The following is a 26,287-nucleotide window of genomic DNA, read 5'->3' on the forward strand; positions in this document are numbered from 1 at the left end:
GCAAGTAACTTGGACCAGTGTTGATCATTTAGCATTGTTCGAGGCATAGCGAGTGTAAAATTGGGTTTGGCGATTTAATTTTACTATCTCGCTATTTTTTTAATCAACAAATGTCAACAGACCCTAATTTTTTAGATTAGATTTTTTAACAAAATAGATTTATGGACTATGCATGTAGCACATATTGATTTTCTCTATTTTAGGTTTTGTCTTAGGCTATTTTGTCCGCGGTTCAAAAGTGAAAATCTCAAACTGCAAAAGTCACTTATAAACGTATGACTGCAGCAAGTACCTATCAGCAAAAATGACTACTCAAAATTCATCATCATTCAGACAATGGACGTATTCGAGAGCTGAATCAACTTAGTGCAAATCAAAGCTTTTTTCAAAGATTGTTAAAACAGATGTTTAATTGCTATGAGATCACATTCCAATAATAGCGTTTTATCATTTTAGATTATGATCATATGTTATGTGCCATTTTTGAATATCGTGATAGACAAAAGCCTTTAAAATAAGTCGATTTAGAAGATGGTTTAGCTTTATCCCGCTGTAAAGGTTTTATTTCGGCAGATGCGATAAAAGCAGATTATTTAAACACTGCGCAGCCATCTTCATAATATTCCTACAAATAATCACAGCATGGGTTTGTCAGTGTGGATGTGATCATGTACATTCATAAACATTATTCAACATGCTGGAACTGGACATGCAAGCCATCATTCTCGACACAGAAACCCATACACTAAATGGACAACCCATCGAGATTGCCTATGCTCCAATTCAGGTGGCAGATGCCAAAATTACCCTAGATAAATCTAAAATTTTTGATCAACTATATCGTTGTGATGAAGCTATTTCTTTTGCAGCGATGGCTGTTCATCATATTTTAGAATCAGATCTTGAAGGTCAGCCCCACTACAGCAGTTTTGAACTCCCATCAGAGACGACATATATCATTGGGCATAATATCGACTACGATATTCGAGCGCTCGAAAAATGCGGTGTAGATAGTTCAAAAATCAAAGCCATTTGTACCCTTGCGCTAGCTCGTCGAGTATGGCCTGATGCAGAAGCGCATAATATTTCTGCCTTGATATATATGATCACCAAAGGCAGTGAAAAAGCCCGTGAAATGATCCGTAAAGCTCACCGCGCAGATATGGATATTATTTTAACTGCCAATATTTTGATGCATATTGTGCATCACTTAAAAATCAACAGCATCGAAGAATTATACGAAGCTTCGGAAGATGCTCGCATTCCTCGCAGTATTAATTTTGGTAAACATCGTGGTACCGCAATTGCAGAATTACCTGCAGACTATGTGCAATGGCTGTTACGCCAAGATGACTTAGACCCTTATTTGCGTAAAGCTTTAGAAAACTCTGCTGTTATTACTTTATAAATCATTGATTATTTAATATTTTCTTAATATTACTGTCATTATCACTGCATAGGATTGCCTTAATTCTTTTGAGCTATGGAATTAAGGCATGTTCAACTATCAAAAAACTGAGCTGGGTTTTCAAACTTTAAAAGACCGACAGCTCGCATTAAATGCAAGACAACGTCGTCTGCTACTCTTAATTGGTAGTGATGACTTTAACCAAATGCCATTGCATTATCAGCAGCGGATTGCTGAAGAGACATTGCTCGAGCAACTAATGGAACTTGGGCTGATTCAGCCAATTACAGCACATGATCATCAACGCCTTCAAAACTCCGATTTTTCTGCTTTTAATACTCCTAAAATAGCGCCTAGCAAAACGCCCGATCTCAATAACCTTAGCCCTGCATCTGATCTCACAGCGCAAGAACATGTGACTTTTAATGAAGTTTCAATGCCAACGATGGAAGTTCCTCATACTCATTCACAGCACGAAATAACTGACTCCCTGCCAATGGATGCGATGGGCTCTACACCCCATCAACTCCCACAAGCCACACCTGAAACTACGACAACGAACGACCCTGTATTACCGGAAAAAACTGTTGATTTCATCGAGCACGATTTTGATGAGTTACAGAATTTTATGTGCAGTTACTTACAGCGTTATTGTGGGCTGATGGCAAAAAAATTAATGCTTAATATTCAACAGGCCACGGACATTGCAGAATTAAAAGCCTGTCAGATGCAATGGATAACCTGTCTAAATGAATCCAATATTCAACCTAAACTCTTACAACATGCATTACAGCAAATTAATTACAGTATAAAAAATCTGCAACAACTGGTTTGACTTAGAGACTTTTCCTCACTTCTCATTCAAAAAACAACTTAATGAGGTGAGTTATTCCTCACACATATCAATATAAGAAATTGAATTTTATTAACTTTATCGATTCACTTATTTCTTTTATGGTTTTAACTGCTGTTTTATACGACCTTCCCCTAATGTCAATTAACAGTAAAAATCGCAAGAATAAAACCGACCTCCTAGCGTTTGAGCATGTCAATGTCACAACAATTTTGTTTAGAATTTGATTCTTTCGATAATCCAATGCAACTCAGCAAAATTGGCAATTGGGTGTTTACATTCTTAACCTCACAAGATGAATTGCCCAATGTTCAATTGGCCATTACCTATGTCATGCCACGAAAAATTAGTGACGAATTACAACCTCGACGTGTGATCATTCAAAATACAGCCATTGAAACAATTTGGCGTATAGAACAAGTTGAATGCTTCAACAGCCAAACGAACCAAGAACTCACCTTTACAGCAGCGGAACCTCAAGCTCAATTGATTTTAAACAGTATCATTGAAGAATTTGCCCGTTATGATGTCCCATTGCTATTCAAGCCGCTTTAATTTAAAGCGAATTCCAACTTATTTTTCATAAAGATTTAAGCTGTCTCAATGATTTAACCAAAGTTAGCTAGATAGACATTAAATGAAAAATAATCCATACAGATTATTGTTGCTCAATTCATATACACTATTCCTGCTCAATAATTTTTGACCATGGATAATAAAAATGAATTTAGCCAATTATTCTAATGATCAGGCACTCATCCTTTTCAACCTATATAGCAGCCTTGAACAATGTCTAGATGCGATTGGACATCTGCACCTTGGACCAAAACTAGTGCTGACCGACCATGATGTATCAAAAGATCATATGATCGTGCAACGTTTTCAAGCTGGAGTTTTAACTCAAGAAATTCAAGTGCGTAAACAAGACGTTGAACTGTCTTCTAGCAATCCGATGACGCGATATCAGTTACTCTCTTATATTTTGAATCAATTTAAAGTAGATCAAACAACTTAAATTTTTAACTCTAAAATAAAAAAAACTCACCATAAGGTGAGTTTTTTTTATTCATTCAATTTAAGCTTCTAAAAGCTTGTAAATACTGTCCGATTTTTGACTTTCAAAAAGTAGTTCGATACTGGGTAGGATGATTTCACCAGCAATAATGATATGTTCAATGCGATGAAACAGCCCTCTTGAATCTTCTTCTGAAGGATTACGCACCAAAGCTTGTGCTTCATAAACCTGACTAAATTGGTCCTTTACCTTTATGTCAATCATCTGTGTCATTGTAACGTCTCTACTTGTTTTAATAATTGCATTTTTTATATCACACCTTTACACATTAACTTGCTTTGTAAATGTTAGATTTCATGGCAATGTAAACTTATTTTACTTTAGTAATTATATATCAACAACATAGGTTGACTATTTAATTATTGTTTGACAAAAGCACTATATTCTCAAATCTAAAATGGCATTAAAAAGCCCGCATCGCTGCGGGCTCTATGTTGGAAGGCTAGTGCTGATTTATTGTCTGCAATATCTTAAGACTAAAATATTACGAAACTCAACGAGCTGTCATTGATCCGTCCAACTTATTGGTAGCGTCGTTTTATGACCTACCGTGATTTAAATATAGCACTTTCAATTCTCTTGCCAAGCCGTGCTAACACTTCAAAACAATTGATCAAATAAAATACAATTGATATTTTTTCAAAATAAGCGATCATAGCTCTGCCCAATGCTTGTGAAAGATTTAAATAAATAGGCCATTAAAAATAAATTCAACACTATCAATCTATAAACATTCTTTTCTCTTATTTTTAATTCAAGCTTTGACAACCGTTGCATTAATATCTGACCTGAATTTTAAGTCTGATATTCATTTTTAGCATTGCTTAAAAATACTAATGAATAAGATTGCCGTCTCAAATTAAAATCTAAGACAAAAAAAAGCCCCTGTATCACTACAGGGGCTTTTTTGAATATGGCGGAAGCGGTGAGATTCGAACTCACGGAGGACTCGCGCCCTCGTCGGTTTTCAAGACCGGTGCATTAAACCGCTCTGCCACGCTTCCATGTGCGCCATAATACGGAGGTTTTATTCATCTGACAAGTAAAAATTACAACTAAACCATTCAAATGAATATTGTTTCGCCAAATCCTTAAAGTTTAGCCGCAAGCTCCGCACCTTCTCGTATTGCGCGTTTCGCATCTAACTCTGCTGCTAGTTTTGCACCACCAATAATATGGTAATTGGCAAGGGTTTTCTCACCCTGTTCTGGCATCAAATGCTTTACCGATTCCTGACCTGCACAAACGACAATCGTATCTACACGTAATAATTGATCATGCCCTGCATGTTCAACCCAAAGACCTTCATCAGTAATGGCTTTGTATTGAACACCACGCAGCATACGAACCGCATTTTTCTTTAATTGTGCACGATGTACCCAGCCTGATGTTTTACCTAACCCAGCACCAATTGCAGTTGTTTTACGTTGTAATAAATAAATTTCACGAACAGGAGGTTCGAGCTCAGCAGCCTGCATACCACCTTCTGTTATGTAGTTTGGATTTGGATCAACACCCCACTCCCGCTGCCAATCAGCTAAAGGCATTGGTTGTGGCTGATGTGGTGGTTTGAGTAAAAATTCAGATACATCAAAGCCAATGCCGCCTGCACCAATCACAGCAACTTTACCCCCCACAGCTGCGCCTTTCAGCACTTCTGCATAAGACAAGACATTCGGTGCATCACTACCTTCAATTTTTAAGCTGCGAGGAACCACACCTGTTGCAATAACAACTTCCTCAAACCCTTCACGTTCAAGCTGTTCACGGTTTACACGCGTATTTAAACGCAAATCCACACCCGTTTTTTCGATTTGAACTTTAAAGTAGCGAATCGTTTCATGAAATTCTTCTTTGCCGGGAATGACTTTTGCCAAATTAAATTGACCACCCACCTCTGCACCAGCTTCAAATAATGTCACCGCATGGCCTCGGCTTGCCGCAACCGTAGCTGCAGACATGCCTGCCACGCCACCACCGACGACTGCAATACGCTTCGGTTTTTTGGTCTTTAAATAAACCAATTCAGTTTCATATGCCGCTCGTGGGTTGACCAAACACGTCGCACGCTGATTTTTAAAAGTATGATCTAAGCAGGCTTGGTTACAGGCAATACAGGTATTAATTTCATCGACACGGTTGGTCGCCGTTTTATTTACCCAAAATGGATCTGCCAAGAATGGACGTGCCATTTGCACCATATCTGCCTTGCCTGAAGCTAAAATTTCTTCAGCTGTATCTGGCATATTGATACGGTTGGACGCAATGACAGGGATCGCAACATGTTTTTTGACTTCAGCGGTATAGTCCACAAACGCTGCGCGAGGCACTGAGGTCACAATTGTCGGAATACGTGCTTCATGCCAACCAATACCCGTGTTCAATAACGTCACACCAGCTGCTTCCAATGCTTTAGCAACAGTAATGACTTCTGCCATGGTGTTCCCATCATGAACCAAATCAAGCAATGACAAACGGAAGCAGATAATAAATTTCTCACCCACTTCAGCACGTATTGATTTCACAATATCAACCGCAAGGCGCATACGATTTTCAATTTCACCGCCCCAACGGTCTGTCCGTTGGTTGACATGACGGCTTAAAAATTGATTCAACAAGTAGCCTTCTGAACCCATAATTTCAACACCATCATAGCCGGCCTTATGTGCAAGACTTGCCGTTTTGACATAATCATCAATGGTTGAAAGAATTTGTTTGTCCGTTAATTGACGTGGTTTAAAAGGTGAAATCGGAGATTTAATCGGACTTGCTGACACTGCAAAAGGCTGATAGCCATAACGCCCAGCATGCAAGATTTGCATTAAAATTTTGGCACCATGTTTATGTACTGCATGGGTCACCAAGCGATGCGGAGCAATATCACCTAAAGTATTCATGGTTCCGCCAGCAGGTAACAGCCAACCTTGACGGTTTGGCGAAATACCGCCTGTAATAATCAGGCCGACACCACCTTTCGCCCGCTCACCAAAATAAGCCGCAAGCTTAGGATAATTATAAAAACGATCTTCCAGCCCACTATGCATGGACCCCATCACGACACGGTTTTTAATCGTGGTAAAACCCAAATGTAAAGGCTTTAAAATATTTGCATAGCTAGTCGTTGTCATGCTGAATCCTTATTTTGGCTTTGCAACTTGTTGCATAACACTTTAGCGGTTTTTTTATATTTTGGGATGACAATTTAGAAAATATTCTTCGCATTTATGGTCAATACCGTGTAACGCATAAATTATTCACTCATAAAAAAGCCGTGATATATCACATCACGGCATGTTGTTTTTAAAACCATTATTTCCAATGTTTCAGCTTGCTGGTTTGTCCAATCCCGACATTAAAACTATTAGTCGGATCCAGTTTTTGATAATGATTTTTTAATGCAGGCTTCGCCACATATAAATGTCCAACATTGTGTTCTGCAGGATATTCAGCGCCACGATCATCAAGTAAATGCCACATTGCATGTTCCATTGCCAAAGGGTCTACACCTTTTTTCACAATATAATCTTGATGAAAAACATGACAGAGGAAATGACCATAATAGAGTTTATGGATAATTTGCTCATCCATGGCTTTCGGCAAAGTTTCCACCCATTCACGATCATTGCGACGTAATGCAATATCCAGTGCAACAATGTCTTCCACTTCTGAACGATGCGTGTCACGATATCGAATGGCAGCACCTGCCACCGCAAAGCGATGTAAAAAAGCCTTACGTCCTTCTTCATCCGTACATTTAAAATAATTGCCTGAGGTTTTGTCTAAAAAATACGTTTTCAAATACGCATCAACTTGATCAACATCCTGATTTTCAATACGAATCATCAAATGATGTTCATATAAATCACGGAATTCATTCATCCGTTTTGGCAGATGATTCGGCATAAATTTAGTAACGAGTTGTAAAATTTTATCCGACAAACCTCGCAAGCCCAGTTTTTCTAAATAGCCATCGACTTTATCTTTCATGGCAAAAGCAGCAGGAACTTTTGCAGTGCCAAATTTTTCAATAAATACAAAAGAGTCTTTGCCGTACTCAGCCCCAATATCGTATGCCACGCGATGAATGTACTCACCTGCAATCGGGAGGCGTGCAAGATCTTTTAATAGAAAACGACGAATTTCTGTTAAATCATCTTGCGAATTGGTTCCCACATAAAACACCTGACTAGGAATTTTTTCAAAGGTATCTAAACGTACTGCAAAGACGCAGACTTTACCCGCTGAACCTGATGCTTCAAATAGTCGACTCGGATCTGCATTAAAACGTGCAGGTGTATTTTCATCGACTTGTTTAACATCATGTGAGTAGCGTTGATCTGATGCACAGCAACTTGAATTATTCACAATGTCATTGATTTGATAATTTTTATTTTCCAGCGCTGTGAGGATTTCTTCAGGCGTATTGCCAAGATTGACACCTAGATGATTGACCAACTCTAACTCACCTGACTCATTCACTTGTGCATACAGTGCAAGCTCTGTATAGGCAGGACCGCGGCGTACCAAAGCACCCCCTGAGTTATTGCATACGCCGCCCAAAACCGATGCCCCAATACACGAAGAACCAATCACCGAATGTGGTTCACGATTAAATGGCAGCAAATCTTTTTCAAGTTTGTCTAATGTTGCACCCGGTAGACAAATCACTTGCTTGCCTTCATTAATCACTTGGATGCCAACCAAACGGCGAGTACTTATCAGCACCACAGGACGGTCATAGTCATCACCAAACGGCGTTGAACCACCTGTCAGACCTGTATTGGCGGCTTGCATAATCACAATACAATTTGCATCCACAGCCGCTTGCAGCACTTGCCATTGCTCAAGCAAAGAGCCCGGTGTAACCACAGCCAATACTTTTCCTGCACCGTAACGGCGACCTTGGCGGTATAAACGTGTGTCTTTATCTTCAGTTAAAACGTGTTGCTTACCGACGATGTTGATGAGGTTTTGAATGGTTTGTAATGATTGAGTTTGCATGCTCGTAGAATTTTCCATTTTCATTATTTTCTCTCCTCGCTAAAGAGGAATTGCATTGTTATGCAATAAAAAAATATTGATTTAAATAATTTAAACAACGTAGGTTTATTTGCACATATCAAAAGTTTTTAGTCATTGTTATTAAAATCTATAATGAATATCCCTTCTCCCTTTGGGATGAGTAGCAATGCTACACAAGAGGGTTAGGAGAATTAATCAATAAATACCTCTCCCTAACCCTCTCCTACAAGGAGAGGGAACTTTCATTTTTTAATTTTTTTTGATGACGAATAACTTTCCCAAGAGATCGATTCAAAAAATCACCCAGCCAACTCTTTCTCTAACTTCACCAAACAATCAGATGTAATATCCGCAATGGTTTTTGCACCTGTTAAGGTCATCGCAACACGCATTTCTTTATCAATCAGTTCTAAAAGATTGGAAACACCTTCACCACCTGCTGCACCGAGCGCATAAACAAAGGCGCGACCGAGCATACAGGTATCCGCACCCAAAGCCAGCATACGCACCACATCTAAACCATTTCGAATACCTGAGTCCGCAAGAATTTTAATATCGCCTTTTACTGCATCGGCAATTGGTGGCAATGCACGCGCTGATGATAAAACCCCATCGAGCTGACGACCACCATGGTTTGACACCACAATGCCATCTGCACCAAAACGCACTGCATCTTTGGCATCTTCAGGGTCAAGTATGCCTTTAATGACCATCGGGCCATCCCAAAATTCACGAATCCACTCAAGATCTTTCCATGAAATTGATGGGTCAAAGTTATTACCCAACCAGCCGATATAATCTTCCAAACCTGTTGGTTTGCCCAAGTATTTAGAAATATTCCCTAAGTCATGCGGACGACCTAATAAACCCACATTCCACGCCCAGTGTGGGTGGAAACACGACTGCATATAACGGCGCATGGCAGCATTTGGGCCGCTCATCCCCGAGTGTGCATCACGGTAACGTGCGCCCGGAACAGGCATATCCACGGTAAACACCAGAGTTGAACAGCCTGCTGCTTTGGCACGTTCTAAGGCATTTTTCATAAAGCCACGGTCACGTAGCACATATAACTGAAACCACATGGGACGCTGAATCGCTGGCGCCACTTCTTCAATTGGACAAACTGAAACGGTAGACAGCGTAAATGGAATGCCCTTTTTATCTGCGGCAACGGCTGCTTGAACTTCGCCGCGGCGTGCATACATCCCTGTTAAACCCACAGGTGATAAAGCCACAGGCATCGATAAGGTTTCATTAAACAGTTGGGTTTCTAGACTCAGCTGTGACATGTCATTTAGCACACGTTGACGCAACGCTATTTTTGATAAATCTTCTACATTACGCTTTAAGGTATATTCGGCATACGCCCCGCCATCGATGTAATGGAATAAAAATGGCGGTAAACGACGACGTGCCGCTTCACGGTAGTCATTGGCAGAAGAAATAATCATGCTTATATCCTGTTTAATCGACTGGCACGCTGACGTCGAGCTTCTTCTTCATCAATCATACGCACCTGTTGTACTACAAACTCAATGTGTCCACAGACTGCTTTACGTGCAGCTTCAGGATCACGACGTTCAATTGCATTCATGACTTGAAAATGCTGATCATGCAATTGATCAAATCGGTGTGCTTCGCTATAAACTTTTCGACGACCTAAAACGACATTAAATTGCAACAGATCAAATAGACCACGCATCATCTGAATCAACACTAAATTGTGTGAAGCTTCAGCAATTGCTAAATGAAATTTGGCATCTGCACGCGCGGCTTCATCGTCATTGCCTAAGGCCTGAAAATGATTGATCTGATCATAATAATGTCGGATATGTGCCAAGTCCTCTGCTGTAGCACGTTGTGCCGCATACCATGCGGTACCACCTTCCAAAATAATGCGCGCCTCTTGCACATCAAAACGGTAGGCAGGGTCTTCACTAATCAAACTGCTGATGGGCTGCACAATTTGATAACTCGACCAAGTCGCAGGTAATTGCTTTAAAAAAGTCCCCGCACCGACTTTACTGACCAACACGCCCATGCTGGTCAATTGAGAAATCGCTTCGCGTAAAGAGGTGCGTGAGACGCCAAGTTGTTCACACAGTTTCCGTTCAGCAGGCAGACGATCTCCAACTTGCATATTGCTTTCTTCAATCAATACACGAAGACTTTGAACAGTTTTATCAGAGACTTTCATCTGCTTTCCTTAACGTTGTTACACAATGCGTGTTATGGAATCATCCAAGGGAACACATAAGCTTGTAGGGTGATTAAAATCCCCATCATGATTGTGAACGTTATACTGTGTTTTACGGTAAAACGGAATAAATCAGACTCTTTACCTACCAAGCCAACTGCCGCACATGCAATTGCAATGGACTGGGGTGAAATCATTTTTCCAGTCACACCACCACTGGTATTGGCAGCAACGAGTAATACTTCTGGTACACCAATTTGCTGTGCAGTAGTTGCCTGTAATGCAGCAAATAGTGCATTGGCTGACGTATCTGAACCCGTTAGAAATACACCAAGCCATCCTAAAAATGGCGAGAAGAAAGTAAAGGCTTGACCTGTATGCGCAAGTGCTAATGCCAATGTTGCTGACATCCCTGAATAGTTGGCGATAAATGCAAAAGCCAAGACCATCCCAATCGAATAAATTGGAATTTTTAATTCATTAATGGTTTCACCAAAGGTCACTATCGCGTCTTTCGGCTTCATTTTTAAGAAAATAATGGTAATGATCGCAGCAATGACAATTGCCGTACCTGTTGCCGAAAACCAATCAAATTTATAGATGGCATCGTAGTCCTTCATTTCAGGTACGACAGGTGGCATCTTTTGAACCAATTGATGTAAAAATGGCACTTTGATCGAAATAACTAAATCATGTAAGGCACCGTCTTTAGTAAATAAATCCTTAAACGGTTTAATACTCCAGATCGTAACCATCACCGTTAAGATCGCAAATGGCGACCACGCTTTTGCAATTTGACCCAAGCTATATTTTTGCTGTTTTTGTGCAGCAACATCTTCACTCATCGTCGCATCTTGATCTGCAAAGCGGAAAATATGTTTAGGCTGCCAATATTTAAATAAAATCGTTAATGACACTAAAGAGGCAATCGCCGCGGTAATATCGGGTAATTCAGGACCGACAAAGTTCGAGGTTAGGTACTGTGCAATCGCAAAGCTACTCGCGCCAACCACAACTGCAGGCCAAGTTTCCTTCACACCGCGCCAGCCATCCATAATCGCCATAATCCAAAACAGTACAATCGGCACCATAAATGGCAGCTGTCGACCAACCATCTGACTGATTTCCATCGTATCAACACCAGACACTTGCCCAGCAACGATAATTGGAATACCCATCGCACCGAAAGCCACTGGCGCTGTATTTACGATCAGACAAAGACCTGCCGCATATAAAGGCTTAAAGCCTAAACCTACCAATAGTGCTGCAGTAATCGCCACAGGGGCACCAAAGCCCGCCGCACCTTCGAGGAAAGTACCGAAAGCAAAGCCAACTAACAGCATCTGTAATCGTTGATCTTCAGTAATGGAAAGAATCGAAGAACGGATAATGTCAAACTGCCCAGTTTTGACTGAAATTTTATACAGGAACACCGCACCAATAATGATCCATGCAATCGGCCATAAACCGTAGAAGAAACCGTAGACCATCGAAGCCAATGCCATAAGCGCAGGCATGTCATAGGCAAATAAAGACACCAACAGTGCCAGTACAACGGTCATCGTACCTGCCACACTGCCTTTTAAACGAAATACAGCAAGCGCCAAGAAAAAAAAGATAATCGGAATGAGCGCAATTAAACTTGATATCCATATATTCCCCATTGGGTCATATATTTGCTGCCATTGAAGCATTGTCATCTCCTTGAAATGCTTACTAAGATTTAATTATTGAGCAATATCAGCATGTGGTCTTTTCTAATTGGTATGACCAATATAAAAATCAAAGACATAAAAACTCATACTATTGCTGAAATACTCCGCAATTTTTAATTAATTAAACTCAATCATTCAAGCTTTTCTTGTTTTTGGTATGACCAATAAATAATACAAAAACATTATTTTCCCTTTTAAAAACTTCCATATCAACTTTTAAATATCTGTTTTGTATTTATTATTTATGAATAAATTCTATAAAATATACTTTAGTCTAATAACCAAGCTTTGTTTGACTTCAGTCTCATTTCAATGAAAAGTATAAAAACCAAATTAACCCAATAATGGTATGACCATTTATTTAAATCAAATAGATTTCTTTATATTTGCATCCTATTTCTTTCAGAAAATGCATTTTCCGCCTGCAAAAACTAGATGAAGTATTCAACAATAGATTTCAACGATCATTTTTTTCCACTTCATCGCTTGTATCTCATGATTTTTTAGAAAAACCGTGCAGAAAAGTGCTACAATCGCGCACATATATGTATTCTTTCAGGCCACCCATTCTCGGTGCCTATATTTATATCGTTAGGATTAACAATGACTGATAATGCAACTATCTTGCAGAATGTCCCAGTTGGCAAAAAAGTTGGTATTGCCTTCTCTGGTGGTCTAGATACTTCAGCTGCGCTTTTGTGGATGAAACAAAAAGGTGCAGAACCTTATGCTTACACAGCAAACTTAGGTCAACCTGATGAAGACGACTACGATGCGATTCCAAAAAAAGCGGAAGCGTATGGCGCAGTTAAAGCTCGCTTAGTTGATTGTCGTTTACAACTTGCATTAGAAGGTATTGCGGCTATTCAATGTGGCGCTTTCCACATTTCAACTGGTGGTATGCCTTATTTCAACACGACTCCTCTTGGTCGTGCAGTTACAGGTACAATGCTTGTAACCGCAATGAAAGAAGATGACGTAAACATCTGGGGTGACGGTTCGACTTATAAAGGTAACGACATTGAACGTTTCTACCGTTATGGTCTATTGACTAACCCAGCACTTAAAATTTACAAACCGTGGTTAGACCAAACCTTTATTGACGAATTAGGTGGCCGTGCAGAAATGTCACAGTTCCTAATCGACAATGGTTTTGACTACAAAATGTCAAAAGAGAAAGCGTACTCAACTGACTCAAACATGTTAGGTGCGACTCACGAAGCAAAAGATCTTGAATACCTTAATGCGGGTATCAAAATCGTAGACCCAATCATGGGCGTTGCTTTCTGGAAAGATGACGTAGAAGTTAAAGCTGAAGAAGTTTCTGTAACTTTCGAAGAAGGCTTCCCTGTTGCATTAAATGGCAAACGTATCGAAAACCCTGTTGAATTCATTCTTGAAGCCAACCGTATCGGTGGTCGTCACGGTCTAGGTATGTCAGACCAAATCGAAAACCGTATCATTGAAGCAAAATCTCGTGGTATCTACGAAGCTCCGGGTATGGCGCTTCTTCACATCGCTTATGAGCGTCTTGTGACTGGTATTCATAACGAAGACACCATCGAACAATACCGCATTAACGGTCTGCGTTTAGGTCGTCTTCTTTACCAAGGTCGTTGGTTCGATTCTCAATCTTTAATGCTTCGTGAAACTGCACAGCGTTGGGTTGCTAAAGCAATCACAGGTACTGTGACTTTAGAACTTCGTCGTGGTAATGACTACACTATTCTAAACACTGAATCTCCTAACCTCACTTATGAAGCTGAGCGTTTAACTATGGAGAAAGGTGACTCTATGTTTAGTCCTGCTGACCGTATCGGTCAATTGACTATGCGTAACTTGGATATCACAGATACTCGCGCTAAATTAGGCATCTACACAAACTCTGGCTTACTTGCAGTAGGTACAGGTTCTGCAGTGCCTCAATTAAAAGACAAAAACAAATAAGATTTGTTGAGTCATAAAAAAACCGCGTAGCTTGCGCGGTTTTTTTATTGCCGATTTCAAAGAATTTCTCAATTTTATTAAACATTAAGCCACATGCGCTGAACGAATCGACTGATAGTAAATTTGATTCCGGCCTAATTGTTTCGCACGATACAACGCCTGATCGGCAATATTTAACAGTTCATCCTTCGTCATATTTTCAGCACGATATACCGTAATACCCAAACTAATAGTGACGTGATTTGAAACCTGTGATTTGGCATGTGGAATTTCTAAACGATCGATTGCTTTATAAATATTTGACGCTACCGCATAAGCACCATGCGCATCGGTTTCAGGCAATAAAACCACAAATTCTTCACCACCATATCGCGCTACAAAATCCATATGTCGAATGGCATTTTTAATGGTTTTGGCAATGGTTGAAATTACATCATCGCCTTTTTGATGACCGTAGAAATCGTTATAGTTTTTAAAATGATCAACATCGATAAATAGCACAGCAAGCGAGGTGTTATTACGTCGAGATTGCTCATAAAAGGTATCAAGCATTTCATCAAAAGTACGTCGGTTTGAAATCTTGGTTAATTCATCATGCTGACTTAAATGTAAAAGCTCTGTGGTATGAATACGATGGATTTTTTCACTAATATCCGCGCGCAGCATATTCAAAAATATCATCCGTTCACGTGCACAAAGCATCTTACTGATTGCAAAACCCAATACACAGCTTCCAATCAGTACACGCCCCAACACCATCACATCAAATTTCACTTCTAATGAAAAAAGCATCAACATGGTGACCACAGCAGCCAACAAGCCAGACATCAACATTTGGACTGGTTTAACCCCCGTCAAAATATAGCTCAAGATGTAAATCATACAAAGGATCATCATGGCCTGATGTTTAAGTGCTTCGGTATACACGGTCATGGTGAGCCAAGACATTGAAATAACAGCCCAAAACACTACAAACATACTGGCATGTGAAAAATAAGGCTTCAGACGGTCGTAACGGGCAAAGGTATATAAAGCCAAAAGACACAGCGCACCATTGAGCTGACCAAGCAAACAACGAATAAAATCATGCACAAAATGCTGTTGATTAATTATCCAGTAATCTCCGGGAATGATCAGCATCGTGAGCACAAAGTAGATCAACACTCCCATCCAAAAAAAATGACGTATGTTGGTTTGTGCACGATCGAGACTTAAAGTCCAAAATTGAGTTTCCAGTTTTTTAGGAAACATTTCCCCTACACGACGAGTTTGCCGTGTAATCAGTTCCTCTATTTTTTCTTTATCGTATTGCAACTTTGCAAGGTTATACTTGTATTCCATTTCCAAGCATTTATCTAATTTTTTTAGTCATTTAAAAATACCACAGTTTTTATTCTTTATTTATATCTGTTCAGTCATTTGTACATAAATCTCGTTACCATTTTCACATTATTTGCATTATCATTTGTTTTATTTCCAAGCTTGGAATCGCTGTGAATACGATTACTCTTCTTCAGCCAGATGATTGGCATGCACATTTACGTGACGGTCTAGCCCTAAAGCGTACAGTTCCTGATTTAGCACAACAATTCTCTCGCGCGATTTGTATGCCAAACACCGTACCACCGGTAAAAACCGTTGAAGAAGCAAATGCATACCGTGAACGTATCATGGCACATGTTCCTGACGGCGTTCACTTTGACCCGCGTATGGTGCTCTATTTCACAGACAACACCCCTGCAAGTGAAGTTAAAAAAATTAAAGAATCTGAGCATGTTAATGCCATTAAGCTCTATCCAGCAGGTGCAACCACGAACTCGGACAGTGGTGTCAGTGACATTAGTAAAGTATATGGTGTGATTGAGCAACTCGAAGAACACCAAGTGCCATTACTCTTACATGGTGAAGTGACGCATAACCATGTCGATATTTTTGACCGTGAAAAACGTTTCCTTGATGAAGTACTTTCTCCACTGTTAAAACAGTTCCCTAAATTAAAATTGGTGCTAGAACACATCACTACTAGTGAAGCTGCGCATTTTGTATTAGAACAAGACCGTAATGTCGCTGCGACAATCACACCGCAACATTTATTGTTTAACCGTAATGATATGTTGGTGGGTGGTATTAAACCGCATTTCTATTGCTTACCGATTTTAAAACGTCAAACCCATCAGCAAACTTTGCTCGAAGTCGCGACCAGTGCGAACCCTAAATTTTTCTTAGGTACAGACAGTGCGCCGCACTCAAAAAATGCTAAAGAAAATGCATGTGGCTGTGCAGGATGTTATAGTGCACCAACAGCAATTGAGCTATACGCTCAAGCATTTGATCAAGTCGGTAAAATCGACCGTTTAGAAGGTTTTGCAAGCCACTTTGGTGCAGACTTCTACGGACTCCCTCGAAATACCAATACCATTACCTTGGTAAAAGAAGATCAAGTGATCCCTGAAAGTTTAGACTACTTGGATGGCGAAAAAATTATTCCGTTGTATGCGGGTAAGACCATCCAATGGAGAAAAGTGTGACAGATGAAACTCGACCAGTCATTGGTCAACGTTTCCGTGGATTCCTACCTGTTGTTGTCGATGTCGAAACAGCAGGTTTTAATTCACAGACCGATGCCTTACTGGAAATTGCAGCTATTCCTATTGTGTATGATGCAGAAGGTAATTTTGTACCGGGTGAAGCCCACCATGCACATATCAATCCGTTTGAAGGTGCCAACCTTGACCGTCGCTCACTGGATTTTATTGGTGTAGATCCATTTAATCCGATGCGTATGGCCATGGCTGAAGATGAGAAATCAGCATTAAAACGTATTTTTAAGTCAGTGAATGAAGTACGTCGTCAACAAAACTGCACACACGCGGTTTTAGTTGGTCATAATGCCCATTTTGACTTAGGTTTTGTACAGGCAGCGATTGCACGTACAGGAACAAAAAATCAAAATCCTTTCCATAGTTTTTCCGTATTCGATACAGTGACTTTGAGCGCTGTAATGTTTGGACAAACTGTGCTGGCAAAATCATGTATTCAAGCTGGTATTGAGTTTGATGGCAAAGAAGCACATTCTGCACTTTACGATACTCAGAAGACCGCTGAACTGTTCTGTTATATTTTGAACAAACTCGGCCCTCACCTACTTGACACTATGATGGCGGATCAATAAGATACCGCCATCTTCTAAACGTCCCTATCGTCTAGAGGCCTAGGACATCGCCCTTTCACGGCGGTAACCGGGGTTCGAATCCCCGTAGGGACGCCAATTTTTATTCAGACTTTCTCCAAGCTGAATATTCAAGTCTATTGAATACACATCACCACCTCTACTGATTAGTTAAAATTTTCATTCACTGAAATCGCTGTGTATTAAAAAAACACCTATTGCAAATAATTCTCATTTCTATTGATTATTTTTGTAAAGTTAATGATAATCGCTATCGTTTTTATCTGCATAATTATTGACAGCCATGCGCTTTGCCTATTCTCCTCTTAATATCGCAATTTTGACTGCTTTAGCATCTCAAGCTTATGCCAATGAAATTGATTCAACTCAAGTTATTCAAAGCAATAACCTCAAAATGACGCCGATTGAAGTTGAAGTCAAAGCCAAACAAGAAGTAGGTAAAACCGTCTACACCAAAGAAGATTTAGAAAAAACGCCGAATAGCTCGAAAAATATCACAGACTTTTTAAAAGTTAATCCAAATGTGCAGTTTAGCCGTGAACAACGTTCTGCAGATTCACAGGCTGAGCTACGATCATCCGAGATTTCTATTAATGGCGCGCAAACTTACCGAAATAAATTTGTAATTAACGGCGTCAATACCACCAATAACATTGACCCTCTGGCAAGTGGCGACTCCTATTCAGGCAAGCTTGATGGTGGCTCACAAGGGATGGCCCTAAATACCGATTTAATTTGTAAATTAGAATTGATCGATAGTAATGTTTCTGCAGCATACGGCGAATTTACAGGTGGTGTAGTTAATGCTGAAACTTGTGCCCCAAATACTGAAATTGGCAAAATCCACGGCTCCCTTACTTACGACTACACGGAAAGTGATTGGTCACGTTATCATTTTACCGATGAAGAAGAAGCTGCAGAGTTTGAAGATCCAACATCATCAAATAATAAAGAATATAAAAAACACGGCCTAAGCCTGAACCTATACAGCAAACTCTCTGAACAATGGGGCATCAATAGTTATGCCTCTAAACGTGAATCTATCGTACCAGTAATGAGTGGTTTAGAAGATCGCAGTAAAGTCAAAAGTGAGCGTAATAATATCAACTTAGGGACTACCCTTTTTTACACACCTTCGGACACATCCAAAGCGAAGTTTGGATTTGATTTAGGGGATTTGGACAGTCTAAATTTCGTTGATAAGCGAATAAATTCAAAAAGTATTAGCAATACAGAAACGCTGACATTTTTTGGTGAATTAGAAAGTAAACTCAATAATTCAACATTAAAACAAAATATTAGCTATCAAACGCTAAGCCAAGCACGTGAAAATGATTCAACTACCGGCATTCTTTGGAAGCAAACACCAACTAAAAACTGGAGTTCCAATCCTGGTGAAGGTGCCACAAGTAGTGATATTGAATTACACCAAGATACATTTTCGTATAGTCTAAAAAATGTGTTTGATACCGTTCATATTGGCAACAGCATGCAACAATTAAGCTTTGGTATGGGCTATGACTATTCTAAAGTCGCATGGGAACGTCCTAACGATGCCTATATGTATAATCAGCCTAAGACTTTTACTTCTAGTTCAGGCATTAGCTGTACGGCAGGTGATATTCTTTGTGATGAAGCAACGGATGAAAATAACAATCAAGGCCAATACCAAACTAATGGTAAGTATTATCAAAAAGGTAAAGTTAATATTGACCAACAACGTGTGCATACCTTTATTGAAAACACATCGACTTGGGATCATTTTTCAGCGCGTTTAGGTTTACGTGCAGATTATGATAGCTTGTCGAAAAATTTAAATATTGCGCCACGTACTGCCTTTAACTATAAACCGCTAAAAAATGATCTTCTGTCCTTCACTACGGGATGGAATCGATATTATGCAAACTATACCTTAGCCACTGAACTGCAAGATCAGCCTGCATTTTTGGAATACATTTAAAACGCACAAAAAATCAAACTGAAGACTATTGGACTCAAACAGGTTTATCCGATTTAACATTAGCCAGCTCTAATGTTCTGCGCTCAAATTTAAACACCCCTTATGCTGACGAAATTGTGTTTGCCATTAATAGCCAAGTTAAAAACTGGAACCTTGGTTTGAAATGGGTGAATCGCGATAGCAAAGATGAAATCACAAAAAATCGTTTTATTGATCCAACAACCAGCAACACCATCGATCATTTTGAATATAGCAATAGTGGTAAAGCAAAAGCTGACATTTACACACTCACACTCAGAAATACGCTGCCAGTCGTATATAAAAACTCTCTGCACGGGTTTAACTTTGGCTTTGATTACACTGAATCAGAAAAAAATTATTTAGACTATTCTGAGTCATATAACGTTAACAGTAATACGGCTGCTGAAGATCGTGATATTATCTTTAACGGCAGCCTCATCCAATTTAATGAACGTCCTGTTGAAAATTTCAATCAGCCTTGGACTGCTCGTTTTGGTTGGGACATTGAGTTTTCAAATTTACCATTAAAGATTAATAACTTCTTAAGCTACAAATCTGAATATAAAGATACGTATAAACTAAAAAACAAAGTTGAGCATGATGGTGTCCTGTTGGAAGCCTATGCTACAGATACGATTAGACCTCGATTTAGTTGGGATATGCGTACCACTTATGATTTCAATTTCGCTAAAGATCTCAAAGCAATATTCGGTTTAACCATTAACAATATTACCAATCGACATAATATCTATACCACCCCAGGTATTAGTGAGTCGACCAACAGACTTAGATCTGAAATTGGGCGACAGTTCATTGCTGATGTCACATTTAAATTTTAATCTTCCCTATCAAGAGCGCCTTAAAAACGCTCTTGATTCATTTTAAAATAGACTAAAACATGAAAAAAATAATCTTACTCTTTGGCCTGTGCCTAGTATGTCTCGGTATCTTCATCTACATTTTTAGACCCGAATCCAGCCTACCGACAAATCCTTCAAATACTGTTGAGCACGATGCCAATCATACAAATCAAACAGCATTGAATGATGACCAAGAATCTTATATTCCCGAAACCAACGATCATGACTCTCAAATACAAGCGAAAAAACCAAAAAAATTGAGCGAAGAAGCAATACAGTATTACCGAACAGCAAGCAAATACGGTTGGGAGTCAATCGTTCGTGATTTTGAAAATGGAACCATCCTTAAAAGCAAAATGCCTAAAGGGGAAAAAGAAAAACTTTGCGAAATTGCACTGAGTCTAAGTACTGCCGATCAAACCAAACGATTATTTAAAGCAAATTGCAAACCACTCAATGGCCGTTCATCCTCTATGATTATTAATGGCGCATTAACCAATGCAGAAGGCAAAATAGATCAAAACGAAATCATTGAAAAATTAAAGCTCTATAAGTCGGAAAATGTTTTACAAACACACGTTACGTATAAATTTGGCCCGTATGAAGAAAAAAGCTCGTTGCAATCTAAAGCAATTGGTTGGGGACTAGAAGACGTTTCTGATTATTTGCTGAGTATTGGAGTCGATTACACGGGCGTGGATGGTAATTTAATTTTAGACAATATCAAAGGCCGTAACCCTTCTGTGAGTTTGGTTCAAAAACTACTGAATGCAGGAATCGAGCCCAATAGTAACGTTTATAAACAAATGGAACAGAATGACTTTTCAACCAAATATCCTGACGTTTACAATTTATTAAAAGCACACAAACCATGAAAAACATCGTTATTACCAGCTGCCTGCTAATGAGTATGCATTGCTTTGCAAATGCTCCATTACCACAAAATCTCTCTACCAATGCACCATCAGTGAAAAACATTCAAGACTTTAAAAAGATCAAAGGGATGACAAATGATGCATCTCGTTATTATAAATTTATAAACATATATGGTTGGTCAGCCATAGTGCAGGAATTTGAAAATAAAAATATTCAAAGCAGTAAAATGAAAAATAAAGAAGTTAAAAAAATGTGTGACACAGCGCATCTTATACTTCCACTTCAAGATATCAAGCGACTGATTGCTGCTAATTGCAAACCCAGCTCAAACGATGTCACTTTTAATACCATCAATAGGACTTTAAAAAATGGCGATGGTTCTATTAATGAACAAGAAATTATTGCCAAATTAGAATTTTATAATGCATTAGGATTATTAAAAACACATCAAACATACGGCCGTGGCTATCGTGCAGAAACATATAATTTACTCTACAAAGCTGCCGGTTTTGGTTTGCCTGATGTTTTTGATTATCTCCTGAATATCGGACTCACAGTAAAATATACCGATGGTAACTTACTAAATACACATTTTGATGGTCGCTCCCCTCAACTCGCTTTAACCCAAAAAATTTTAAAACTGGGTATCGAGCCAAATGCTTCAACCATCACAATCATGCAACAACGGAACTTTAAACAACACTACCCCGACATTTACCAAGTCATCCTATCCAATCTAGAACAGAAAAACCGTAAACTTTAATTAATTACAGCCTGACTGGTTTTGTTTATACTTCAGCTTGATCTATTTTGATGTAAGAATACCCTATGTTTAAAAAGTTGCTCTTGGTTTTAGCCATCTTATTTCCATCTGCACTCTATCTGTATATTGTGAGCCGCGATGACAACAAAGCCCCTGTAGCTGAACAAACTCAAGTACCTGCAACTTCTGAAGCTGAGTATCAAACTCCTGACCATTAATCCAATGGTCAGTGCTAAAGATTTAAATTTTAGATCAGTATTATTACATTATAAGAAAAATTCGATTTATCAATCATTTCACTGCATTCAATCATAAAATATACCTTTCATTCAATTTTCTTTTCACTATGCAATCTCCCTCTGAACCTTCGCAACACTCGTCTGCTGAAGGTAAAAGTCCATCGCTTAAACGTGCGATGACGACTCGACACCTTGTGATGCTCTCACTTGGTGGTGCAATTGGTACTGGTTTGTTTATGGGTTCAGGTGAAGTTATTTCACAAGCTGGGCCTTTAGGCGCTGTTCTTGCCTATATTATTGGCGGTTTGATTGCCTACATGGTCATGCTCTGTTTGGGTGAACTTGCCGTACATTTACCTGTTTCTGGCTCTTTTGGTGCTTTTGCGACTAATTATATTGGCCCGGGTACCGGTTATATGGTGTCTTGGATGTACTGGTTGGGCTGGTCTGCCACCTTAGGTACAGAATTTACTGCGGCGGCTATTTTGATGCAGGAATGGTTTCCACAAACCTCTATTTGGTTATGGACACTGATCTTTGCAGCTGGCGTACTGATCTCTAATCTAAGTTCTACACGTGCGTTTGCAGAGTCAGAATTTTGGTTATCAATGGTGAAAGTTGCAACAGTGTTGATTTTCATCATCCTTGGTTTTGCCTGCATCTTTGGTTTCGTACCTTTCCAAGGCTATGAATCAGCTCCAATGTTCCACAATTTGACAGAACATGGTTGGCTGCCAAATGGTTTGTTCCCTCTGTTTGCCACGCTATTGATCGTGAACTTTGCCTTTAATGGTACGGAGATGATTGGTATCGCTGCAGGTGAAACTGAAAACCCTGAAAAGAATGTGCCTAAAGCCATTCATGCTGCGGTATGGCGCTTAATCATTTTCTTTGTCGGCACTATTATCGTCATCAGTTCACTGTTGACCTATACCGATGCAGGTTTAAATGTCGGTGGACATGGCGGCTTAAGTAGCAGTCCATTCGTTTCCGTATTTAACCTGATGGGCATTCCCTATGCAGAAGACTTAATTCGTTTCGTCATTATTACGGCTTTACTGTCTACAGCTAACTCTGGTTTATATGCTGCATCACGTATGATGTGGGCGCTGTCCGCACAAAAACAATTACCACGTGCTTTCGGCAAATTAAGCAAAACTGGTGTGCCTTATATTGCTGTATTGGTCACTATGATTGGTGGTTTACCGGGTCTATTGTCAGAACAATTTGGGGCAGATGTCATCTTCAAGAACTTGATGGGGGTTGCTGCCTTCACCATGGTGATCGTGTGGATGAGTATTTGCTGGAGTCAATTTAACTTCCGTCGCCAATGGCTGAAACAAGGTCATACCGTTTCAGAGCTTAAATTCCGTACACCATGGTTCCCGCTGGTTCCAATTCTTGGCTTTGTCTGCTGTACCGCAACAGGTTTAAGTATGGCTGCAGATCCTGAAATGCTTTCTGGCTTTATTGGCTGTCTGATCTTTATGGCAGCGTGTTATGCAGGTTATTATTGGTTATATCACGATAAATAAAATAGCTAAGGTGGCTCATTAGCCACCTTTTTTTATGAAACTATTTCTCTTCCCTATGAGAGAAAAATTAGGGTTTCCATATAAATTCAAAAATGATTTGTGGGAGCAGTTTAATCCACAAAAACCACTGTACAGACTATAATTTAAGGAAATCGTTCAACTGCTTTTCGTTAATGAATTTTTATTCTCGCTCAACACCAAGATATAATCCCATACTTTCAACTCCAATGAGTCCTTTTCGGATTTTGCACCTTTAGAAACATTAGCTAAAAGACACGCAGCTACTATTGCTAGAAATATTTGGATAGATACTCTCAAACTTGTATTAGATATTAATTCAACAAAAGTAAAGTTAAAAACTATTAATGAAAGTGGCAAAAGCACCCGACTTGAATTCATCTGTTTTTTAAATTCAGGAAAATCACGATTAATAACCAATAAATCTTGTTTGTCTTTACTCCACAACATTGGCTCAAAACATACATCCAATTTTTTTTCTAATTTTTCAAGTTCTACATCATCACTAGACAACTGATATCTTCGAACCTTTAAGATTAGATATAATTTAAAAAAGCTCTGGATATCTAAAAAATAATGAGAATCATCTAAAGATTTAAGATGATTGTACGTAATTCTACTTTCCCCATCTAAATCCCTAAATAAAAGTTCATCAATAATTCTTTCAAACTCTGATTTACTGATATACGAAGAAAAATTATTTGGATAAACTTCAAACCAATGCAAATAATTCAATAAAACTATATAGAATCTTTCATGGACTTTGCCCACATTAAATTGATTGATTTCAAATAAAATTCCAGAAATAAACTCATTAAAATTATTTTTCATTAAAAAAATTCTGTTTTTGTTTCATTTATATACATTTAGAATATAACAATGAAACTCTATTTTGACAAATATAGATGGGCTATGTACTATACACCCACCTCAAAACGTCCCTATCGTCTAGAGGCCTAGGACATCGCCCTTTCACGGCGGTAACCGGGGTTCGAATCCCCGTAGGGACGCCAATTCTTCTGTCAGTTCTGACAAACTTAAAGTTTATTTATCTATAATTTATATTAATTGATTGCATCATCATTGCATTCTTCTCTACAATTACTCGCTTCATTATTTGATTCTCCTTTTTCTCTATGCAGTCATCACATTCTCCGAATGATGCTTCGCATCAGGGCAATTCTGCGCCGTTAAAACGCGCTATGAGTACTCGACATCTGGTGATGATTTCGCTTGGCGGCGCAATCGGTACTGGTTTATTTCTTGGTTCGGGTGAAGTCATTGCACAAACGGGGCCTGTAGGTGCCATTATTTCGTATTTTTTAGGCGGTATTATCGCCTATATGGTGATGCTTTGCTTAGGCGAGCTCGCTGTACATATGCCAGAATCTGGTTCATTTGGCGCTTATGCTAAACGCTATATCGGACCGGGTACGGGTTATACCATCACTTGGCTCTATTGGCTGACATGGTCAGTAACGCTAGGAACTGAATTTACCGCTGCTGCACTTTTAATGCAGGAATGGTTCCCAGACAGCTCTATGTGGATGTGGACCTTAATCTTTGGTGCTTTTGTATTCTGCTTGAATATGATTTCAACCAAATGGTTTGCTGAATCTGAATTTTGGCTAGCTTTAGTCAAAGTGATTACCGTTGTAGCCTTTATTATTTTAGGTCTATTGGCCATTTTTGGTGTTTTAGGCTATCAAGGCTATGAAGCTGCACCGCTGTTTAGCAACCTCACTGCACAAGGCTGGTTCCCTGAAGGTTTGTTCCCAATCTTCGCTACAATGTTGATTGTTAACTTTGCATTCTCAGGTACTGAACTGATTGGTGTTGCTGCGGGTGAAACCAAAGATCCAGCGAAAAATGTGCCTAAAGCCATTAACACGGCGATTTTCCGCTTATTGATTTTCTTTGTGGGTACCATTGTTGTTATTACTGCACTATTACCACACCAAGAGGCCGGCTTATCTGCCGAAGGTGTAAGTAGTTCACCTTTCGTAACGGTATTCCAGCACATTGGTATTCCTTATGCAGAAGACATTATCCGCTTTGTGATTATCACAGCCCTACTTTCTGCTGCAAACTCAGGTTTATTTGCTGCATCTCGAATGATGTGGTCATTGTCCTATAGTAAGCAATTACCTGCAGTGTTCTCTAAAGTGAACTCGCGGGGTATTCCTTATGTTGCCGTGATTGTGACCATGATCGGTGGTATGCCGGGCTTACTTTCTGAGCAATTTGCACCAGAAACCATCTTCAAAAACTTGTTAGGTGTCGCGGCATTTACCATGGTGGTGGTATGGATGAGTATTTGTTTAAGCCAATTCAACTTCCGCCGTCAGTGGTATAAAGAAGGCAAAACTGCAAAAGATTTAGCTTTTGCTGCACCACTCTTCCCAATCGTGCCGATACTCGGTTTTGTATTCTGTCTTATTACCTGTATTAGTATGGTATTTGACCCAGAAATGTTAACTGGCTTTATCTGCTGTATGATCTTCATTGTGGCGTGTTATATCAGCTACTACACCTTGTATCACAACAAAGATTGATCTGCGTTGTCATACCAAACACGATAAAAGAGTAACTTCGGTTGCTCTTT

Annotated in this window: 22 protein-coding genes and 3 tRNA genes; 16 read left to right on the forward strand and 9 right to left on the reverse strand. The window is 39.4% G+C overall.

What is annotated here, in order from left to right:
- The first annotated feature begins 709 nt into the window (after positions 1-709).
- From FTU83_RS09550 to FTU83_RS09565, 4 genes are all read left to right on the forward strand, one after another.
- The gene (locus FTU83_RS09550; RefSeq protein WP_180004204.1) at positions 710-1,408 is read left to right on the forward strand and encodes a 3'-5' exonuclease; all 699 of its coding nucleotides are present in this window, start codon (positions 710-712) and stop codon (positions 1,406-1,408) included.
- A gap of 88 nt (positions 1,409-1,496) precedes the next feature.
- Positions 1,497-2,243, forward strand: coding sequence for a hypothetical protein (locus tag FTU83_RS09555; protein ID WP_180106302.1), 747 nt, complete (start codon positions 1,497-1,499; stop codon positions 2,241-2,243).
- Positions 2,244-2,459: 216 nt separating this feature from the next.
- Positions 2,460-2,816 (forward strand): hypothetical protein, encoded by a 357-nt coding sequence (locus FTU83_RS09560; RefSeq protein WP_180106300.1) that lies wholly within the window; start codon positions 2,460-2,462, stop codon positions 2,814-2,816.
- Positions 2,817-2,982: 166 nt separating this feature from the next.
- Positions 2,983-3,276 carry a hypothetical protein gene (locus FTU83_RS09565; RefSeq protein ID WP_078192906.1) on the forward strand — a complete coding sequence of 98 codons (294 nt, stop codon included), beginning with the start codon at positions 2,983-2,985 and terminating at the stop codon, positions 3,274-3,276.
- 60 nt (positions 3,277-3,336) lie between these two features.
- Here FTU83_RS09565 and FTU83_RS09570 read toward each other — a convergent pair whose 3' ends face one another.
- The 7 genes from FTU83_RS09570 to lldP all read right to left on the reverse strand — a co-directional run bounded on the left by FTU83_RS09570 (position 3,337) and on the right by lldP (position 12,258).
- Entirely contained in the window at positions 3,337-3,549 is a 213-nt protein-coding gene (locus FTU83_RS09570) for a hypothetical protein (RefSeq protein ID WP_111885766.1), read from the reverse strand.
- Positions 3,550-4,250: 701 nt separating this feature from the next.
- A tRNA-Ser gene (locus tag FTU83_RS09575) sits at positions 4,251-4,340 on the reverse strand.
- Between the two features lie 87 nt (positions 4,341-4,427).
- The gene (locus tag FTU83_RS09580; RefSeq protein WP_180106298.1) at positions 4,428-6,464 is read right to left on the reverse strand and encodes an NADPH-dependent 2,4-dienoyl-CoA reductase; all 2,037 of its coding nucleotides are present in this window, start codon (positions 6,462-6,464) and stop codon (positions 4,428-4,430) included.
- Between the two features lie 181 nt (positions 6,465-6,645).
- Complete coding sequence (gene dld / locus FTU83_RS09585; RefSeq protein WP_180106308.1) at positions 6,646-8,337, reverse strand: D-lactate dehydrogenase; 1,692 nt, start codon at positions 8,335-8,337, stop codon at positions 6,646-6,648.
- Positions 8,338-8,657: 320 nt separating this feature from the next.
- Complete coding sequence (lldD, locus tag FTU83_RS09590) at positions 8,658-9,812, reverse strand: FMN-dependent L-lactate dehydrogenase LldD (RefSeq protein ID WP_078192909.1); 1,155 nt, start codon at positions 9,810-9,812, stop codon at positions 8,658-8,660.
- 2 nt (positions 9,813-9,814) lie between these two features.
- Complete coding sequence (lldR, locus tag FTU83_RS09595) at positions 9,815-10,558, reverse strand: transcriptional regulator LldR (RefSeq protein ID WP_078189144.1); 744 nt, start codon at positions 10,556-10,558, stop codon at positions 9,815-9,817.
- 32 nt (positions 10,559-10,590) lie between these two features.
- Entirely contained in the window at positions 10,591-12,258 is a 1,668-nt protein-coding gene (lldP, locus tag FTU83_RS09600) for an L-lactate permease (RefSeq protein WP_180106296.1), read from the reverse strand.
- A 618-nt stretch (positions 12,259-12,876) separates the two neighbouring features.
- On the opposite strand from lldP, the gene argG reads away from it, so the two are divergent.
- Positions 12,877-14,220, forward strand: a complete 1,344-nt coding sequence (gene argG, locus FTU83_RS09605; RefSeq protein ID WP_078192912.1) for an argininosuccinate synthase — start codon at positions 12,877-12,879, stop codon at positions 14,218-14,220.
- Between the two features lie 84 nt (positions 14,221-14,304).
- On the opposite strand, the gene FTU83_RS09610 is transcribed toward argG, so the two are convergent.
- Positions 14,305-15,561 carry a diguanylate cyclase gene (locus tag FTU83_RS09610; protein ID WP_180004192.1) on the reverse strand — a complete coding sequence of 419 codons (1,257 nt, stop codon included), beginning with the start codon at positions 15,559-15,561 and terminating at the stop codon, positions 14,305-14,307.
- Positions 15,562-15,713: 152 nt separating this feature from the next.
- Between FTU83_RS09610 and pyrC the strand changes: the two genes are divergently transcribed.
- The 9 genes from pyrC to FTU83_RS09655 all read left to right on the forward strand — a co-directional run bounded on the left by pyrC (position 15,714) and on the right by FTU83_RS09655 (position 23,664).
- On the forward strand, positions 15,714-16,748 hold the full coding sequence (gene pyrC, locus FTU83_RS09615; protein WP_180106294.1) for a dihydroorotase: 1,035 nt from the start codon (positions 15,714-15,716) through the stop codon (positions 16,746-16,748).
- Positions 16,733-17,392: a ribonuclease T gene (gene rnt, locus FTU83_RS09620; protein ID WP_078192915.1), complete on the forward strand. Its 660-nt coding sequence runs from the start codon at positions 16,733-16,735 to the stop codon at positions 17,390-17,392. The genes pyrC and rnt overlap by 16 nt, the downstream gene beginning before the upstream one ends.
- A gap of 20 nt (positions 17,393-17,412) precedes the next feature.
- A tRNA-Glu gene (locus tag FTU83_RS09625) sits at positions 17,413-17,488 on the forward strand.
- 205 nt (positions 17,489-17,693) lie between these two features.
- A complete protein-coding gene (locus FTU83_RS09630; protein WP_180106292.1) occupies positions 17,694-19,370 on the forward strand; it encodes a TonB-dependent receptor in 1,677 nt (558 codons plus the stop codon).
- Positions 19,371-19,486: 116 nt separating this feature from the next.
- Entirely contained in the window at positions 19,487-20,230 is a 744-nt protein-coding gene (locus tag FTU83_RS09635; RefSeq protein ID WP_180106290.1) for a hypothetical protein, read from the forward strand.
- A 59-nt stretch (positions 20,231-20,289) separates the two neighbouring features.
- Complete coding sequence (locus FTU83_RS09640) at positions 20,290-21,126, forward strand: hypothetical protein (protein ID WP_180106289.1); 837 nt, start codon at positions 20,290-20,292, stop codon at positions 21,124-21,126.
- Positions 21,123-21,890, forward strand: coding sequence for a hypothetical protein (locus tag FTU83_RS09645; protein WP_180004184.1), 768 nt, complete (start codon positions 21,123-21,125; stop codon positions 21,888-21,890). Before FTU83_RS09640 ends, FTU83_RS09645 begins: the two co-directional genes overlap by 4 nt.
- Positions 21,891-21,955: 65 nt before the next feature.
- Positions 21,956-22,108 carry a hypothetical protein gene (locus tag FTU83_RS09650; protein WP_168379378.1) on the forward strand — a complete coding sequence of 51 codons (153 nt, stop codon included), beginning with the start codon at positions 21,956-21,958 and terminating at the stop codon, positions 22,106-22,108.
- 128 nt (positions 22,109-22,236) lie between these two features.
- Complete coding sequence (locus tag FTU83_RS09655; RefSeq protein WP_180106287.1) at positions 22,237-23,664, forward strand: amino acid permease; 1,428 nt, start codon at positions 22,237-22,239, stop codon at positions 23,662-23,664.
- A gap of 156 nt (positions 23,665-23,820) precedes the next feature.
- Here FTU83_RS09655 and FTU83_RS09660 read toward each other — a convergent pair whose 3' ends face one another.
- A complete protein-coding gene (locus FTU83_RS09660) occupies positions 23,821-24,513 on the reverse strand; it encodes a hypothetical protein (protein ID WP_180106285.1) in 693 nt (230 codons plus the stop codon).
- 106 nt (positions 24,514-24,619) lie between these two features.
- Here FTU83_RS09660 and FTU83_RS09665 point away from each other — a divergent pair.
- Positions 24,620-24,695, forward strand: a tRNA-Glu gene (locus tag FTU83_RS09665).
- Positions 24,696-24,818: 123 nt separating this feature from the next.
- Positions 24,819-26,237, forward strand: coding sequence for an amino acid permease (locus FTU83_RS09670; protein WP_180040731.1), 1,419 nt, complete (start codon positions 24,819-24,821; stop codon positions 26,235-26,237).
- Positions 26,238-26,287: the final 50 nt, after the last annotated feature.

The organism is Acinetobacter sp. YH12152, assembly GCF_013418285.1.
Classification (GTDB): Bacteria; Pseudomonadota; Gammaproteobacteria; order Pseudomonadales; family Moraxellaceae; genus Acinetobacter; species Acinetobacter amyesii.

Coding starts and splice junctions, on each gene's coding strand:
- rnt (WP_078192915.1), top strand. CDS start 16,733: ATGGAGAAAAGTGTGACAGATGAAACTCGACCAGTCATTGGTCAACGT.
- FTU83_RS09630 (WP_180106292.1), top strand. CDS start 17,694: ATGCGCTTTGCCTATTCTCCTCTTAATATCGCAATTTTGACTGCTTTA.
- lldP (WP_180106296.1), bottom strand. CDS start 12,258: ATGACAATGCTTCAATGGCAGCAAATATATGACCCAATGGGGAATATA.
- dld (WP_180106308.1), bottom strand. CDS start 8,337: ATGCAAACTCAATCATTACAAACCATTCAAAACCTCATCAACATCGTC.
- FTU83_RS09580 (WP_180106298.1), bottom strand. CDS start 6,464: ATGACAACGACTAGCTATGCAAATATTTTAAAGCCTTTACATTTGGGT.
- FTU83_RS09550 (WP_180004204.1), top strand. CDS start 710: ATGCAAGCCATCATTCTCGACACAGAAACCCATACACTAAATGGACAA.
- lldR (WP_078189144.1), bottom strand. CDS start 10,558: ATGAAAGTCTCTGATAAAACTGTTCAAAGTCTTCGTGTATTGATTGAA.
- FTU83_RS09645 (WP_180004184.1), top strand. CDS start 21,123: ATGAAAAACATCGTTATTACCAGCTGCCTGCTAATGAGTATGCATTGC.
- argG (WP_078192912.1), top strand. CDS start 12,877: ATGACTGATAATGCAACTATCTTGCAGAATGTCCCAGTTGGCAAAAAA.
- FTU83_RS09640 (WP_180106289.1), top strand. CDS start 20,290: ATGAAAAAAATAATCTTACTCTTTGGCCTGTGCCTAGTATGTCTCGGT.
- FTU83_RS09670 (WP_180040731.1), top strand. CDS start 24,819: ATGCAGTCATCACATTCTCCGAATGATGCTTCGCATCAGGGCAATTCT.
- FTU83_RS09650 (WP_168379378.1), top strand. CDS start 21,956: ATGTTTAAAAAGTTGCTCTTGGTTTTAGCCATCTTATTTCCATCTGCA.
- lldD (WP_078192909.1), bottom strand. CDS start 9,812: ATGATTATTTCTTCTGCCAATGACTACCGTGAAGCGGCACGTCGTCGT.
- FTU83_RS09560 (WP_180106300.1), top strand. CDS start 2,460: ATGTCACAACAATTTTGTTTAGAATTTGATTCTTTCGATAATCCAATG.
- FTU83_RS09555 (WP_180106302.1), top strand. CDS start 1,497: ATGTTCAACTATCAAAAAACTGAGCTGGGTTTTCAAACTTTAAAAGAC.
- FTU83_RS09660 (WP_180106285.1), bottom strand. CDS start 24,513: ATGAAAAATAATTTTAATGAGTTTATTTCTGGAATTTTATTTGAAATC.
- FTU83_RS09565 (WP_078192906.1), top strand. CDS start 2,983: ATGAATTTAGCCAATTATTCTAATGATCAGGCACTCATCCTTTTCAAC.
- FTU83_RS09610 (WP_180004192.1), bottom strand. CDS start 15,561: ATGGAATACAAGTATAACCTTGCAAAGTTGCAATACGATAAAGAAAAA.
- FTU83_RS09570 (WP_111885766.1), bottom strand. CDS start 3,549: ATGACACAGATGATTGACATAAAGGTAAAGGACCAATTTAGTCAGGTT.
- FTU83_RS09655 (WP_180106287.1), top strand. CDS start 22,237: ATGCAATCTCCCTCTGAACCTTCGCAACACTCGTCTGCTGAAGGTAAA.